The sequence below is a fragment of the Confluentibacter citreus genome, from assembly GCF_002807055.1.
GTDB lineage: Bacteria > Bacteroidota > Bacteroidia > Flavobacteriales > Flavobacteriaceae > Confluentibacter > Confluentibacter citreus.
Genome location: NZ_NIXN01000001.1, coordinates 1,006,875 through 1,021,580 on the forward strand (window position 1 = coordinate 1,006,875; position 14,706 = coordinate 1,021,580).

Sequence of the window (14,706 nt, forward strand, 5' to 3'; positions counted from 1 at the left end):
ATAAAGAATTGCAAATGACACTAACAGGAAAAAATTATATAGCTGGACTAGTTTCATCGAATGGTAGAATTACATTTAAAGGTGTAAACCCTTCTGATGCTTCTGAATTGTCAACAACATTTTATGAAGCAACCACAGATGAGGTGAATGAAGCAGCATCAAAAGCTCATGAAGCATTTGCTACATATCGGAAAAAAAGTGGAAAAGAAAAGGCATTCTTCTTAGATACGATTGCGGATGAAATTTTAAATCTTGGAGATGCTTTGATAGAACGTTGTTCTGCTGAAACAGGTTTGCCTTCAGGCAGAATAATCAGCGAACGTGCCAGAACTATGGGGCAATTAAAATTATTTGCCACTGTTTTACGTGAAGGCTCTTGGGTTGATGCTAGAATTGATACAGCTTTGCCAGATAGAGAACCATTACCAAGATCCGACATTCGTTATATGCAAAAACCTTTAGGGGCGGTTGGTGTTTTTGGGGCAAGTAATTTTCCGTTGGCATTTTCGGTTGCTGGAGGTGATACAGCATCTGCTTTAGCAAGTGGCTGTCCGGTTGTTGTTAAAGGTCATCCGTCTCATCCAGGAACTTGCGAGTTGGTAGCTATAGCAATTAACAAAGCTATTGAAAAGACAAACATGCCAAAAGGTGTTTTTTCATTGGTTCACGGAGCTTCAGTTGAGGTCGGGATGGCCATTGTAATGCATCCAAACATTAAAGCCATCGGATTTACAGGTTCTACTAGAGGAGGCATGGCTATTTTTCAAGCGGCTAATAACCGAGCAGAGCCTATTCCGGTCTATTCTGAAATGGGAAGCACCAATCCAGTTTTTATTTTACCTGAAGCATTGAAAGAGCGTTCTCAGGAAATTGCGAAAGAGTTAGCAGATTCCGTAACCCTTGGGGCAGGACAGTTTTGTACAAATCCTGGTTTGGTTTTTTTGAATAATGATGAAAATTTGCAAAAATTTCAAAAGCAGACGGCAAAACACTTTGAAGAAACTGAAGCAAAAGCCATGTTGAATAAAGGTATTAAATCGGCATTCGATAATGGGATTGAGCATTTGGCTAATAATAAACTTGAAGTAAAATTATTAGCTAAGGGCAAATCCAGTATAGAAGGATTTAAAGGAAGTGCACATTTATTTGAAACAACAGCTAAAAGTTTTATTTTAAGAGATTATTTAGAAGAAGAAAACTTCGGGCCATCAACCATTAGTGTGATTGCAGATTCTAAAGAAGAATTGTTGGCTTCGGCAAGAAAAATGAAAGGTCATTTAACCGCAACACTTTTTGGAACTGAAAACGATTTAAATAATTATACCGATTTAATCGAAATATTAGAGCAGAAGGTTGGTAGATTGATTGTGAATAATTTCCCTACGGGGGTTGAAGTATGTCATGCTATGGTGCATGGGGGACCATTTCCAGCAACGTCCAATAGTCGATCCACATCCGTTGGAACGGCTGCTATATATCGTTTTACACGCCCGGTGTGTTATCAAAATTTTCCTGAACATTTATTGCCAGAGGAATTGAAAACCGATAATCCTTTAGGAATTATGAGGTTATTTAATGGAGATCATAAAAGGTAGAATAAAAATAGAAATCAATTTTTTGAATTAAAAATTAAAGGGTTCCAAGTACATCTAGATTTATCTGAAACATACTTCCTAATTGGAATATTTCATTAATTTAGGACTTTATATTAGTTATGAATTAAGGAGGAAACAATCCAGAAAACGGTTGATTTGTTCAACCAATTAATAAAATTAAAATAGTAGTTATTTATGAAATACATTGTTTGTGAAGAACCAAACAAATTCGCCTTAAAAGAAAAGGAAATCCCTGTAAAAGAAGATAATCAAGCCCTTGTAAAAATACATAGAGTTGGTATTTGTGGCACAGATTTACATGCCTATGCTGGCAACCAAGCGTTTTTTACGTACCCAAGAATATTGGGTCATGAATTAGCTGGTGAAATATTGGAAATTGGCGCAAATCCTAAAAATTTGAAAGTAGGTGATAATGTTATAGTGATGCCTTATGTGAGTTGCGGAACCTGTGTTGCCTGTCGACAAGGAAAAAGCAATTGTTGCACCAACATCAGGGTTTTGGGTGTGCATACCGATGGTGGCATGCAAGAAAAAGTGGCTATAAGAACCGATTTATTGATTCTTGCCAATCATCTTTCTTATGAAGAAATGGCTATTGTAGAACCATTGGCCATTGGTGCACATGCCTTACGAAGAGCCAATGTACTTAAAGGTGAAACCATTGTTGTTATTGGTTGCGGCCCAATTGGTATTGGTTTAATGAAATTAGCACAGATTAAAGGTGCAGAAGTGATTGCTTTAGATGTTGATGAGGCGAGATTGGAATTTGTAAAAAATGAAATCGGCGTAAAACATACCGTTAAGGTTTCTGAAACAGCAGTTGAAGAAATCTCAAAAATTACCAATGGCGATTTAGCCGCAGCAGTTTTTGATGCCACAGGAAATAAAAGAGCTTTGGAAGGCGGTATTAGTTATATGTCGCATGGCGGAAGGTATGTTTTGGTAGGCTTATCAAAAGGGGAATTAACGTTTAGCCATCCAGCCATTCATGCCAAAGAATCAACCATCATGTGTAGTAGAAATGCTACTTTAGAGGATTTTGATTTTGTAATAGATAATCTCGATGCCTTTCCCACGAAAGCTTTTGTAACCCATCAAGTCAGTTTTACCGATATGATTACCAACTTCGATTCTTGGTTAGACCCAAAAACCAAAGTAATTAAAGCGATGGTGAATTTTAATAGTTAGTAAAGTGTATATTGGACAACTACTCATTTTAAATATAGAATTACCAACATGAAATTTAGCCTTAAAAATAAAGTGGCCATTGTTACAGGTGGTGGTAGTGGAATCGGCAAAGCCATTTCAAAGACTTTGGCAGAACAAGGAGCGTATGTTTACATTTTGGAACTGAATGCCGAGAATGGAAAAATCACTAAAAATGAAATTGAAAGTGCTGGCGGTTCAGCTGAAATCCATGCATGTAATGTGGCAAACCAACAAGACGTCATTAGTGTTATTAATAAGATTTCCGAAAAGCACATCATCAATATTTTAATAAACAGTGCTGGCGTAGCACATATTGGAAATATAGAAAAAACATCAGAAGCAGATTTCGACAGAGTCTATAATGTGAATGTTAAAGGTGTTTATAACTGTGTTTTTAGTGTCATTCCACACATGAAAAAACAGGGTGGCGTTATCATAAATATGGCATCGGTAGCTGGCTCAGTAGCGGTGTCAGATAGATTTGCCTATTCCATGTCTAAAGGCGCTACACTTACCATGACCTATTCCGTGGCGAAAGATTATATTGGTTACGGTATTCGATGTAATTCTATTTCCCCAGCTAGAATTCATACACCTTTTGTTGATGGATTTTTAAAAAACAATTATCCCGGAAAGGAAACTGAGATGTTTGAAAAACTATCTAAAGCGCAACCTATCGGACGAATGGGTGTTCCGCAAGAAGTCGCAGATTTAGCTTTGTATTTATGCTCTGATGAAGCCTCTTTTATTACAGGAACCGATTTCCCAATTGATGGCGGATTTATAAAACTAAACGGATAAATATATATATGATTTTAGATATACTTATGACGATTAACGATTAAACAATAAAACATGAAACTAATAAGATTTGGAGACGTTGGTAAAGAAAAACCAGGAATTCAGTTAGCAAATGGGACTAAAATAGATGTATCCAATTTTGGAGAAGATTATAACGAAACTTTTTTTGAAACCAATGGTATTGAAAGATTAAAAAACTGGTTAAAGGATAACGAGAGTAAATGTCCTTCAATTTCTGAAGGAACACGTTTAGGTTCTCCCATTTGTCGGCCATCAAAACTTCTTTGTATCGGTTTAAATTATGCAAAACATGCTGCCGAAGCAGGTATGAAAATTCCAAGTGAACCGGTGTTGTTTTTCAAATCGACCACAGCTATTGTTGGACCTTATGATGACGTCATTATTCCAAAGGGAAGTGAAAAAACAGATTGGGAAGTAGAATTAGCAGTCGTTATTGGCAAAAAAGCGTCCTATATTTCAAAAGAAGAGGTGATTGATCATATCGCAGGATATGTATTACATAATGATATTAGTGAGCGCGCTTTTCAAATTGAAAGAGAAGGACAATGGTGTAAAGGTAAAGGATGCGATACATTTGCGCCTTTAGGACCATTTTTGGCAACAACAGACGAAATAAAAGACCCAAATAACTTGAATCTGTGGTTAAAGCTAAACGGCAAAACCATGCAAGATAGCTCGACATCCGATTTTATATTTAACATTCAAGAATCCATTAGTTATATCAGTCAGTTTATGACCTTATTGCCAGGTGATGTTATTTCAACAGGCACCCCATTTGGTGTGGGTTTGGGTTTAAATCCACAAATGTTTTTAAAACCGGGGGATGTTATGGAATTAGGTATTGAAGGTTTGGGTGTTTCAAAACAAAATGTAAAAGCGTATCAAGGAAAATGATTATAGATAGTCATCAACATTTTTGGCATTACGAGCCTGTAAAACATGCATGGATAGATGATGATATGGCTACCATTCGGAAGGATTTCATGCCATCAGATTTGGAAGTGGTTTATAAGGAACATGGCGTTGATGGTTGTGTGGCCGTTCAAGCAGATCAAACGCTTTCTGAAACGGATTTTCTATTGAAATTAGCCTCCGAACACGATTTTATTAAAGGTGTTGTTGGTTGGGTAGATTTAAGAAACAGCGATATAGAAACCACTTTAGAGACTTATTCTCAGCATAAAAAACTTAAAGGATTTCGGCATGTAGTTCAAGGTGAATCAGATCATAATTTTTTACTTCGTCCTCAATTTTTGATAGGTATGTCCTTGTTGAAAAAGTTTAATTTCACCTATGATATATTAATTTTTCCACACCAACTTGGAGCCACTTTAGAGTTTGTAAAGCAATTCCCAAATCAGAAATTTGTGATAGATCATGTCGCAAAACCCTATATAAAAGATGGGTTTTATGATGGTTGGGCTACTTTAATGATGGAAGTTGCGAGATATGAAAATGTGACTTGCAAACTTTCCGGGATGATTACTGAAGCCGATTATAAGCTATGGACACCAGAACAAATCAAACCATACATGGCATTGGTTTTAGAAGCTTTTGGTGCAGAACGATTGATGTTTGGCTCCGATTGGCCTGTATGTTTGGTAGCAGGAAACTATTCAAAAGTAAAAAAGTTGGTAACCGATTTTGTATCAACATTAAGTTCCAATGAACAGGCACAAATCATGGGAACCAATGCCATAAATTTTTATAATCTCTAAATGATATGGATTTACATTTAAAAAATAAAGTAGTCGTTGTAACAGGCGCAGCAGGAATAAAAGGTAGTATAGGCGAAACGATTGTACAATCCTTGGCAGATGAAGGTGCTATTCCAGTCATTGTTTGTAGAAATGACCGTGGTTATGCTTATGAAAAAGAACTGAAAGATAAAGGTGTTGATGCGCTTTTTGTTAAAACAGATTTAAAAAATCCACAAGAGATTGAAAGGGCGGCAAAAATTATAGGCGAAAAATACGGACGCATTGATGCCTTAATTAATAATGTTGGTGTTAATGATGGTGCTGGATTGGATGCATCGATTCAGGAGTTTATGGATTCCTTACAGCTTAACCTTGTTAGTTTTTTTGCCATGACAAAATATTGTTTGCCATATATTAAAATATCAAAAGGAAATATATTAAACATAGGTTCTAAGGTGGCACTTACAGGACAAGGAAGAACGTCCGGATACGCTGCATCTAAAGGCGGTGTTTTAGGTTTAACAAGAGAATGGGCGGTTGATTTGATTAAAGAAGGTATTCGTGTAAATGCCATCATTATTGCCGAAAGTTGGACACCAGCTTATGATACATGGATTCAAACCTTGGAAAATGGTCAAGAAAAATTACAATCGATTGTCAAAAAAATTCCATTGGAAAACAGAATGACCACACCACAAGAAATAGCCGACACTTGTTTATTTGCGATTTCAGATAGGTCATCACATACCACAGGACAATTTATAACGGTTGATGGAGGCTATGTCCATTTAGATAGATCGTTATTAACAGAATAACTTTAATTGAATCAAATTAAACCAACACCACTAAACCAATTAAACTAATATGAATAAAACCACCAAAATTCCAGTTGTTGCTAAATCGGTTATCCTGCCGTTTATTTTAATCACCTCACTTTTTGCACTTTGGGGATTTGCAAATGATATTACAAATCCGATGGTTTCAGCTTTTAAAAAAGTGTTGGAACTGGATAATTTTCAAGCGTCTTTGGTTCAATTGGCTTTTTATGGCGGCTATTTCACCATGGCGTTACCAGCGGCCATTTTTGTAAACAAATATTCTTATAAAAAAGGCGTTTTGCTGGGGTTAGCCTTGTATGCTATTGGCGCGTTACTTTTTTATCCTGCTGCAAAATTGGAAGCCTTTGGTTTTTTCTTGGCAGCATTGTACATATTAACATTCGGATTGGCATTTTTGGAAACCACAGCAAATCCTTATATTTTGTCCATGGGCAATGAAGCTACGGCAACACAACGTCTTAATTTGGCGCAAGCATTCAACCCCATTGGAGCTTTGGGAGGATTGATAATCGCTCAAAAATTTATCTTAGGATTTTTACAATCGGATGATTTAAATGCCGATGGAACATCTGTTTACGAAACATTAAGTGAAACAGCAAAAGCAACGGTGCGGACTTCAGATTTACTGGTAATTCGTAATCCGTATGTCATATTAGGATTGGTAGTTATCGGCTTTTTAGTGTTAATTGCCTTAATAAAAATGCCACAAAATAAAGAACAAGAAGCCAAAGTTCATATAGGGCAATCTATAGGTAGACTGTTTAAGTCTAAAAAATTTGTTTGGGGCGTTATTGCACAGGCATTTTATGTGGGAGCACAAATTATGTGTTGGACGTACTTATATCAATACGCTGAGTCTATTGGAATTGATAATCAATCGGCGGTCACCTATGGCATTGCTGCTTTAGTCATTTTTCTAGCTGGTAGATGGATAGGTACTGCTTTATTAAAATATATTAATAGTGGTAAATTATTGTTTTATTTTTCCATTGGCGCTTTAGTATGTACTGTGGCAACCATTTTTATTGCCGGAATGATTGGGTTATATGCCTTGGTTGGTATATCTTTTTTTATGTCTATCATGTTTCCAACTATTTATGGTATTGCTTTAGAAGGGCAAGGGGAAGATGCCAAATTTGGTGCCGCATTCTTAGTCATGGCTATTGTTGGAGGCGCCCTTATGCCAACCTTACAGGGACTCATATTAGATATAGGTGGTATAGGTTATACAGATACACTGATTTTAGGAGTTCCAGAAGTCAATTTCTCATTTTTACTGCCTGCTATTTGTTTCTTGGTTGTTGGATATTATGGTATGATGGTTTATAAGAATATATTTAAAAGTCATGGAAACTAAAACACATTATCTATTTTGTGATTTAAAGGACGATGACCATTTAATTGCTGAATACAAAGCCTATCATCAAAATGTATGGCCAGAGATCCTAAAGAGTATTAAAGATTCTGGTATAGTGAATATGGAAATCTATAATAAAGGCAATAGATTATTTATGGTTATGGAAGTGATGAATGGTTTTTCGTTTGAAAGGAAGGCGGACATGGATGCGAATAACCCTAAAGTACAAGAATGGGAAATCCTTATGTGGTCCTATCAGCAAAAAGTGCCTATGGCAAAAGAAGGAGAAAAATGGCTTCTTTTAGATAGGATTTTTAAGTTATAACGGAATAAGTTTGAAATAAAAAAAAGCCTTTAATGTAACATTAAAGGCTTTTTTTATGCCGAATATTTTATTAAATAATATTTTTATGAAAGATATATATAAAGCAAAATAACAAGCGCGCAAACAGTATAGCCAACAGGTTTTAAATATTTCCAAGGCGAAATATCTACTTGTTTCGTGTATTCATCAAAGAAATCAGTTTCTCTTGGTTTAAAGTAACTAATGATGTACATCAGCGCTATGGTTAAAACAAATAAGATCCCCATAAGATGCAAGAAGCTGATGTCTGGCTTAATCACATATAAGGTGATTAAATAAGTAACGGCACTAAATACAATAGCCCAGTTTGCTGCTTTTCCAGTAACTCTCTTTGAAAAAATACCAACGATTACAATGGCTAAAATCGGCACGCTATGCGTTCCATTTAATTGTTGAAGATACGTGAAAACACCACCTTGTACACCATATAGCAGAGGCGCAATGGTCATAGAGAAAATACCTAAAACCGCTCCGAATATTTTACCAGCTTTTACTGTTTGTCTTTCAGAAGCATCTTTATTGATGTATTCTTTATAAAAATCAAGTCCGAACAACGTTACAGAACTATTCAAAGCACTGTTGAAAGAACTTAAAATAGCTCCAAAAAGAACCGCAGCAAAGAAACCTATAAAGGCTGCTGGAAGCACTTTTTTAACCAACATGGGGTAGGCTTCATCGGCATTTGGGATATCACCATTAAAAATATAAAAGGCGATGATACCTGGCAATACCACTATAAAAGGACCTAATATTTTAATAAAAGCGGCAAATAACAATCCTTTTTGACCTTCTTTTAAGTTTTTAGCTCCCAATGCTCTTTGAATAATCGCTTGATTGGTTCCCCAATAATAAAAGTTTACTATAATCATACCTGTAAATAATGTCCAAAAAGGGACATCAGAATCAGGTCCTCCAATAATATCAAATTTTTCAGGTAAAGCAGTGGTTAATGTGTCTAATCCCGTAAATACATTGCCATCGCCAATATACATCAACCCGAAAATAGGAATTAATGAACCACCTATAATTAAACCTATAGCGTTTATGGAATCGGATACAGCAACGGCTTTCAATCCCCCAAAAATAGCATAAATAGCACCAATGATACCAATTGCCCAAACAGTAACCCAAAGCGCAGGAATGGGTTCCATGCCTAACATTTCAGGAACATCAAACATACTATTAATTGCCAATGCTCCAGAATATAAGACCGTTGGAAGCATAGAAATGGCATATCCTAATAAGAATAATAATGATACAATGGTTTTGGTAGTTTTACCATATCTTTTTTCAAGAAACTGAGGGATGGTGGCTATACCTACTTTTAGGTATTTTGGAAGTAATACAAAAGCCGTAAAAACCATGGCTATGGCAGCAACGACTTCGTACGCCATAATGGGTAAGCCATCTCGAAATGACACACCATTCATGCCCACAATTTGTTCGGTAGATAAGTTGGTAAGTAATAAAGAACCAGCGATGACAGGTCCTGTTAAACTTCGTCCTCCTAAAAAGTAACCATCTGAGGTATTCTCATCCGTTTTTCGAGTCGACCACCATGCAATAATAGCAACTATCAGAGTGAAACCAACAAAAGATATAATTCCCATAATTTATTTAATTTATTTATTAGTTGAAGTGGTCGGCAATATACGTCCTTATTCTTTTTTATTTTACAGAAAATTTAAAAGATGTTTTAGAGATGTAATTTTCTCCCGGACTTAAAATTACCGATGGGAAATCTTTTTGGTTTGGTGAATCTGGATAATGTTGGGTTTCTAAACAAAAGCCTGTTCTGTGCGCATACGTTCCACCTTGTTTGCTTGGTAATGTACCATCTAAGAAATTACCAGTATAAAGTTGTATGCCTGGTTCGTCAGTCAATACTTCCATTACTCGACCGCTTTCTGGATGATATGCTGTCGCAGCCAATCTCATGCCTTCGTTTTGATTATTAAGTGCCCAACAATGATCATATCCACCGCCTCTTTTTAATTGTTCATCTTTAACGTCGATATCTTTTCCAATGGTTTTGGCTTGTCTGAAATCAAAAGGTGTATTGGTCACGTCTGTTAATTGTCCTGTTGGAATTAAAGTAGCATCAACAGGAACCAATTTATCTGCATTAATTGTAACCTCGTGGTCTAAAATAGGTTTAGAGAAATCACCAGATAAGTTAAAATAAGAATGTTGCGTCAGGTTTACAACGGTTTTTTTATCGGTGGTTGCTTCATAAACAACATCTAAATTATTATCATTGTTAAGTGTATAAGTAACTTTAGTCTCTAAATTACCTGGGTAACCTTCTTCCATATCTTTACTTAAATATGTTAGAACTAAAGACGCTGTGCTGTCTGTTAAAACTTCACTTGCTGTCCAAACCACTTTATCAAATCCTTTAACACCACCATGTAAATGGTTTTTACCATCGTTTGCTGCTAACGTGTATTCGGTGCCGTCCAATGAAAACTTAGCGTTTGCAATTCTGTTACCGAATCTACCAATTAAAGCTCCAAAATACGGCACACCCGGCATTTGATATTTTTGTATGCTGTCAAAACCTAAAACGATGTCCTTATATTCACCATTTTTATCTGGCGCAGTCCAAGATGTTATGATACCTCCATAGGTGATAACACTTATTTCCATACCTTTTTCATTTTTTAAAATGAATTTATCTACAGGGATGCTATCTGATGTTGTTCCAAAAGATTCTTTTGTAATGGTGACAAGGTTTTTCATTTCTTCGACAGTTATAATATTAGTGTCCGCTTTTTTTTCATTTTTACATTGAATGCTTAATAAGGCGAAACCTACTAAGGTCATTACATAAAAACTACGCTTTAATGTGTTCATTTGTTTGTGGTGTTTTAGTTAAACATTTATAAACGATGCTGAAACATATTGTAATAGGCTTCGTTGGCATTGATTTTATCTTTAAATTCCCTTACGGAGGTATTGTTGTCGATAACCAATAATTCTACACCAGCAATATCGGCAAAATCTTCCATATATTCTGTTGTGATGGCTTGACTGTAAACGGTATGATGTGCGCCACCTGCTAAAATCCAAGCCGTAGCTGCTACTTCTAAATTAGGTTTTGCATCCCATAATACTCTGGCAACAGGAAGTTTTGGTAAATCTGCCATAGGTTTTACAGCTTCCACTTCATTAACAATCAATCTAAATCTATTGCCCATATCTACTAATGATACATTAATAGCATCTCCTGCAGGTGAATTAAACACCAATCTCACAGGATCTTCTTTGCCTCCAATTCCTAAAGGATGTACTTCACAAGATGTTTTTCCATCGGTAATAGATGGACAAATTTCTAACATGTGAGAACCCAATACATACGATTTTTCAGGAGTGAAATGATAGGTGTAATCTTCCATGAAAGACGTACCACCTTCCAAACCATAGTTCATCACTTTTAAAGCTCTAACCATGGCAGCTGTTTTCCAGTCGCCTTCGCCAGCAAAACCATAACCATCAGCCATCAAGCGTTGTGCGGCGATGCCCGGTAATTGTTTTAGCACGCCAAGATTTTCAAAAGTGTCTGTGAATGCTTTAAAACCACCTTCATCTAAAAAGGAACGTAAGCCTAATTCAATTTTAGCAGCTTCAATTAATGATTGTCTTTTGTCTCCGCCTTTTTTAAGTGATGGTGTTAAGTCGTATGAAGATTCATAAACATCCAATAATTTGTTTAAATCGCTTTCTGAAACTTTATCGATATGCTTTACAATATCTGAAGAATCATAACCATTAACCGACATACCAAAACGAATTTGCGCTTCTACTTTGTCGCCATCAGTTACTGCAACTTCACGCATGTTATCTCCAAATCTAGCGACTTTCAAATTCTGTAAATCATCCCAACCTAATACCACACGAGACCAAATTCCTAATTTTTTCTGAACGCGTTCGCTTTGCCAATGGCCAACAACCACTTTACGTTTTTTGCGCATTCTAGACATGATATATCCAAATTCCCTATCACCGTGAGCGGATTGATTTAGATTCATAAAATCCATATCAATAGTACTCCAAGGAATTTCAGCATTAAATTGTGTATGTAAGTGGCAAATAGGTTTGTTTAAAATATTTAAACCAACAATCCACATTTTTGCAGGAGAAAAGGTGTGCATCCAAGTAATCAAACCGATACAGTTTTTTTCGGCATTCGCTTCTTGGCATATATTTGTTATTTCATCTGGCGTTTTTACGGTAGGCTTAAAAACAATGTTTACAGGAATATGGGAAGTTCCATTTAAACCTTTAACAATCTCTTGAGAGTTTAAAGCCACTTGTTTTAAGGTTTCTTCTCCGTATAAATGTTGGCTTCCTGTAACGAACCAAATTTCTTTTTTTGAAATATCTATCATGTTGATTAATTGAATTTATAGTTATTATTGACCGTAATAGGAATTTTTACCGTGTTTACGTTCGTAATGTTTTTTGATTAATGAATCTTTAAGTCGTGGGGCACTCGGATTTATTTGTCTGGTTAGATAAGCCATTTCTGCAACGACTTCCAAAACCTTACTGTTATAAACGGCTTTAGCAGCGTTTTTTCCCCAAGCAAATGGGCCGTGGTTTCCAATCAGAATCATTTCGACTTCTTGATAAGAAAGACCTTTATTTTTAAAACAATCTAGAATTTGAATACCCGTGTTATGCTCATAATTTCCTTGTATAAGATCGTCGCTCATGGGCGGTGCACAAGGAATGTCGGAGGTTAAATGGTCGGCGTGGGTCGTTCCAAAAATAGGAATATCTAATTGCGATTGTGCCCAAGCGCAAGAATATGTAGCGTGGGTATGTGCAATGCCGCCTATCTCTTCCCAATGTTTATAAAGGTAGGAATGTGTTTTAGTATCCGATGAAGGTCTCATGGTGCCTTCAATGATATTGTTATCAAAATCAAGAATGACAATATCTTCAGGTTTTAAAACCTCGTAAGGGACGCCACTTGGTTTGATGGCAAACACGCCATTTTTTCTATCTACGGCACTGACGTTTCCAAAGGTATAAACTACCAAACCCAAGGCATCCAATTGCATATTGGCTTCGTAGCATTCCTGTTTTAAATCTTTATATTTTGAACTCATGTTTGATATTAGTTTACGGATTCAATAAAAGCACTTAATTCTGAATAAGAATCCATGAGTAGTTTATAATCTTCAATTTTATCGTTTTCAGGTAAATATTCTGCTTCAAAATCGCTTCCCATGTGTTTGCTTGCTTCAATGACATTCGGATAAATGCCTGCCGCCACGGCTGCATAAATCGCAGCTCCCAAAGCGGGTGCTTGATCCGATTCCGCTACTTTAATGGGTTTATTTAAAACATTCGCCAAGGTTTGCATGATGAAAGGCGATTTTCTTGCCACGCCACCAATACCAATAACGGTATCGATACGCACGCCTTCTTCTTCAAATCTATCCACAATTTTTTTAGAGCCAAAACAAATCGCATTGATTAAGGCTTTAAACATATGAGGTGCTCTGGTGCCTAATGATAAATTGGACATCGCTGCTTTTAGTTCCTGATTGGCATCAGGTGTTCTACGCCCGTTAATCCAATCTAAAGCGGTTGGAATACTTTCCGATAACGGAATGGCTGCTGCTTGTTCACTTAATTTTTTAATGAAGTTTGCATCAATTTCTTCTTTTAAGTCTTCTTTTTGTACCGGACTCAATATGTTTGATGATAATACCAAATAATCAACAGGCCAATATAAGACATCTTTAAACCAAGCCAATACATCCCCAAAAGCGGATTGACCAGCTTCCAAACCAATGAGGCCAGGAATGACCGAACCATCTACTTGTCCGCAAATACCAGGAACGGTTTTAGTGCCAATAGTTTCTTTTGGTGACACCATAATATCACAGGTGGAGGTTCCCATAACTCTAACCAAGGTGTTTTCATCTATTTTCGCACCAACGGCTCCAGAATGCGCATCAAAAGTACCAACGGCAACGACTGTATTTGTTGATAAACCTAATTTATCAGCCCATTCTTGGCTCAGATTACCAGCAACTTCATCAGAAGTGTAGGTGTTTGTGTAGAGGTTTCTTTTAAGTTTTGATAAATAGGGATCTAACTGATTTAAAAAGGCATCATCGGGTAAACCGCCCCAGCTTTCATGCCACATGGCTTTATGCCCAGCGGCACATCGGCTTCTTTTAAATGATTTTAAATCCTTGTTATCAATCAGCAAATACGTCATTAAATCGCAATGTTCCATCCAAGTGAACGCAGCATTTTTAACAGCTTCATCTTCACGGATGACATGCAATATTTTTGCCCAAAACCATTCAGATGAATAAATACCACCTTCATATTTTGTAAAATCCTCACCGCCCCAATTGGCTGCTAAGTTGTTAATTTCATTGGCTTCACCAATCGCAGTATGGTCTTTCCATAAAACCATCATGGCATTCGGGTTTTCTTCAAAACCTTTCACCAAAGCCAATGGCGTACCATCTTCTGTTACTGGAACAGGAGAAGACCCTGTTGTATCAATACAAATAGCTTTTATAGATTCTGCATCTACTTTGCTTTTTAACACAATTGATTTGATGGTTGTTTCCAAACCTTCAATATGGTCTAAGGGATGTTGTCTAAATTGATTTATGGAGGCATTACAATAAGCTCCTTTTTTCCATCGAGAGTACCATTGTACTTCTGAGGCTATTTCGTTTCCATTTTCAGCGTCAATTAGTACGGCACGAACGGAATCCGACCCGTAATCTAATCCTATCACATAACTTTTCATTGTAACATC

The 14,706-nt window shown here is 36.5% G+C and carries 13 protein-coding genes; 8 read left to right on the plus strand and 5 right to left on the minus strand.

Annotated elements, in window-relative coordinates; all coding sequences use genetic code 11:
- Positions 1 to 14 precede the first annotated feature (14 nt).
- From CDH49_RS04370 to CDH49_RS04405, 8 genes are all read left to right on the plus strand, one after another.
- Positions 15 to 1,595 carry an aldehyde dehydrogenase (NADP(+)) gene (locus CDH49_RS04370; RefSeq protein WP_100614161.1) on the plus strand — a complete coding sequence of 527 codons (1,581 nt, stop codon included), beginning with the start codon at positions 15 to 17 and terminating at the stop codon, positions 1,593 to 1,595.
- A 195-nt stretch (positions 1,596 to 1,790) separates the two neighbouring features.
- Positions 1,791 to 2,804 (plus strand): zinc-binding alcohol dehydrogenase family protein, encoded by a 1,014-nt coding sequence (locus CDH49_RS04375; RefSeq protein WP_100614162.1) that lies wholly within the window; start codon positions 1,791 to 1,793, stop codon positions 2,802 to 2,804.
- A gap of 48 nt (positions 2,805 to 2,852) precedes the next feature.
- Complete coding sequence (locus tag CDH49_RS04380) at positions 2,853 to 3,626, plus strand: SDR family NAD(P)-dependent oxidoreductase (RefSeq protein WP_100614163.1); 774 nt, start codon at positions 2,853 to 2,855, stop codon at positions 3,624 to 3,626.
- Between the two features lie 54 nt (positions 3,627 to 3,680).
- On the plus strand, positions 3,681 to 4,541 hold the full coding sequence (locus CDH49_RS04385; protein WP_100614164.1) for a fumarylacetoacetate hydrolase family protein: 861 nt from the start codon (positions 3,681 to 3,683) through the stop codon (positions 4,539 to 4,541).
- Positions 4,538 to 5,365 carry an amidohydrolase family protein gene (locus tag CDH49_RS04390; protein WP_100614165.1) on the plus strand — a complete coding sequence of 276 codons (828 nt, stop codon included), beginning with the start codon at positions 4,538 to 4,540 and terminating at the stop codon, positions 5,363 to 5,365. Before CDH49_RS04385 ends, CDH49_RS04390 begins: the two co-directional genes overlap by 4 nt.
- A gap of 5 nt (positions 5,366 to 5,370) precedes the next feature.
- Positions 5,371 to 6,162, plus strand: a complete 792-nt coding sequence (locus tag CDH49_RS04395; RefSeq protein WP_100614166.1) for an SDR family oxidoreductase — start codon at positions 5,371 to 5,373, stop codon at positions 6,160 to 6,162.
- A gap of 49 nt (positions 6,163 to 6,211) precedes the next feature.
- Complete coding sequence (fucP, locus tag CDH49_RS04400; RefSeq protein ID WP_100614167.1) at positions 6,212 to 7,543, plus strand: L-fucose:H+ symporter permease; 1,332 nt, start codon at positions 6,212 to 6,214, stop codon at positions 7,541 to 7,543.
- Positions 7,533 to 7,868, plus strand: coding sequence for an L-rhamnose mutarotase (locus CDH49_RS04405; RefSeq protein ID WP_100614168.1), 336 nt, complete (start codon positions 7,533 to 7,535; stop codon positions 7,866 to 7,868). The genes fucP and CDH49_RS04405 overlap by 11 nt, the downstream gene beginning before the upstream one ends.
- 83 nt (positions 7,869 to 7,951) lie before the next feature.
- On the opposite strand, the gene CDH49_RS04410 is transcribed toward CDH49_RS04405, so the two are convergent.
- The 5 genes from CDH49_RS04410 to CDH49_RS04430 are packed head-to-tail and all read right to left on the minus strand — an operon-like array spanning position 7,952 to position 14,697.
- The gene (locus CDH49_RS04410; protein ID WP_100614169.1) at positions 7,952 to 9,517 is read right to left on the minus strand and encodes a solute:sodium symporter family transporter; all 1,566 of its coding nucleotides are present in this window, start codon (positions 9,515 to 9,517) and stop codon (positions 7,952 to 7,954) included.
- 58 nt (positions 9,518 to 9,575) lie between these two features.
- Positions 9,576 to 10,763 carry an aldose epimerase family protein gene (locus tag CDH49_RS04415; RefSeq protein ID WP_100614170.1) on the minus strand — a complete coding sequence of 396 codons (1,188 nt, stop codon included), beginning with the start codon at positions 10,761 to 10,763 and terminating at the stop codon, positions 9,576 to 9,578.
- 26 nt (positions 10,764 to 10,789) lie between these two features.
- Positions 10,790 to 12,298 (minus strand): L-arabinose isomerase, encoded by a 1,509-nt coding sequence (gene araA, locus CDH49_RS04420; RefSeq protein ID WP_100614171.1) that lies wholly within the window; start codon positions 12,296 to 12,298, stop codon positions 10,790 to 10,792.
- 24 nt (positions 12,299 to 12,322) lie between these two features.
- Complete coding sequence (locus CDH49_RS04425) at positions 12,323 to 13,024, minus strand: L-ribulose-5-phosphate 4-epimerase (RefSeq protein WP_100614172.1); 702 nt, start codon at positions 13,022 to 13,024, stop codon at positions 12,323 to 12,325.
- 8 nt (positions 13,025 to 13,032) lie between these two features.
- Positions 13,033 to 14,697, minus strand: coding sequence for a ribulokinase (locus tag CDH49_RS04430; RefSeq protein WP_100614173.1), 1,665 nt, complete (start codon positions 14,695 to 14,697; stop codon positions 13,033 to 13,035).
- Positions 14,698 to 14,706: the final 9 nt, after the last annotated feature.

Coding starts and splice junctions, on each gene's coding strand:
- CDH49_RS04370 (WP_100614161.1), top strand. CDS start 15: ATGACACTAACAGGAAAAAATTATATAGCTGGACTAGTTTCATCGAAT.
- CDH49_RS04375 (WP_100614162.1), top strand. CDS start 1,791: ATGAAATACATTGTTTGTGAAGAACCAAACAAATTCGCCTTAAAAGAA.
- CDH49_RS04380 (WP_100614163.1), top strand. CDS start 2,853: ATGAAATTTAGCCTTAAAAATAAAGTGGCCATTGTTACAGGTGGTGGT.
- CDH49_RS04385 (WP_100614164.1), top strand. CDS start 3,681: ATGAAACTAATAAGATTTGGAGACGTTGGTAAAGAAAAACCAGGAATT.
- CDH49_RS04390 (WP_100614165.1), top strand. CDS start 4,538: ATGATTATAGATAGTCATCAACATTTTTGGCATTACGAGCCTGTAAAA.
- CDH49_RS04395 (WP_100614166.1), top strand. CDS start 5,371: ATGGATTTACATTTAAAAAATAAAGTAGTCGTTGTAACAGGCGCAGCA.
- fucP (WP_100614167.1), top strand. CDS start 6,212: ATGAATAAAACCACCAAAATTCCAGTTGTTGCTAAATCGGTTATCCTG.
- CDH49_RS04405 (WP_100614168.1), top strand. CDS start 7,533: ATGGAAACTAAAACACATTATCTATTTTGTGATTTAAAGGACGATGAC.
- CDH49_RS04410 (WP_100614169.1), bottom strand. CDS start 9,517: ATGGGAATTATATCTTTTGTTGGTTTCACTCTGATAGTTGCTATTATT.
- CDH49_RS04415 (WP_100614170.1), bottom strand. CDS start 10,763: ATGAACACATTAAAGCGTAGTTTTTATGTAATGACCTTAGTAGGTTTC.
- araA (WP_100614171.1), bottom strand. CDS start 12,298: ATGATAGATATTTCAAAAAAAGAAATTTGGTTCGTTACAGGAAGCCAA.
- CDH49_RS04425 (WP_100614172.1), bottom strand. CDS start 13,024: ATGAGTTCAAAATATAAAGATTTAAAACAGGAATGCTACGAAGCCAAT.
- CDH49_RS04430 (WP_100614173.1), bottom strand. CDS start 14,697: ATGAAAAGTTATGTGATAGGATTAGATTACGGGTCGGATTCCGTTCGT.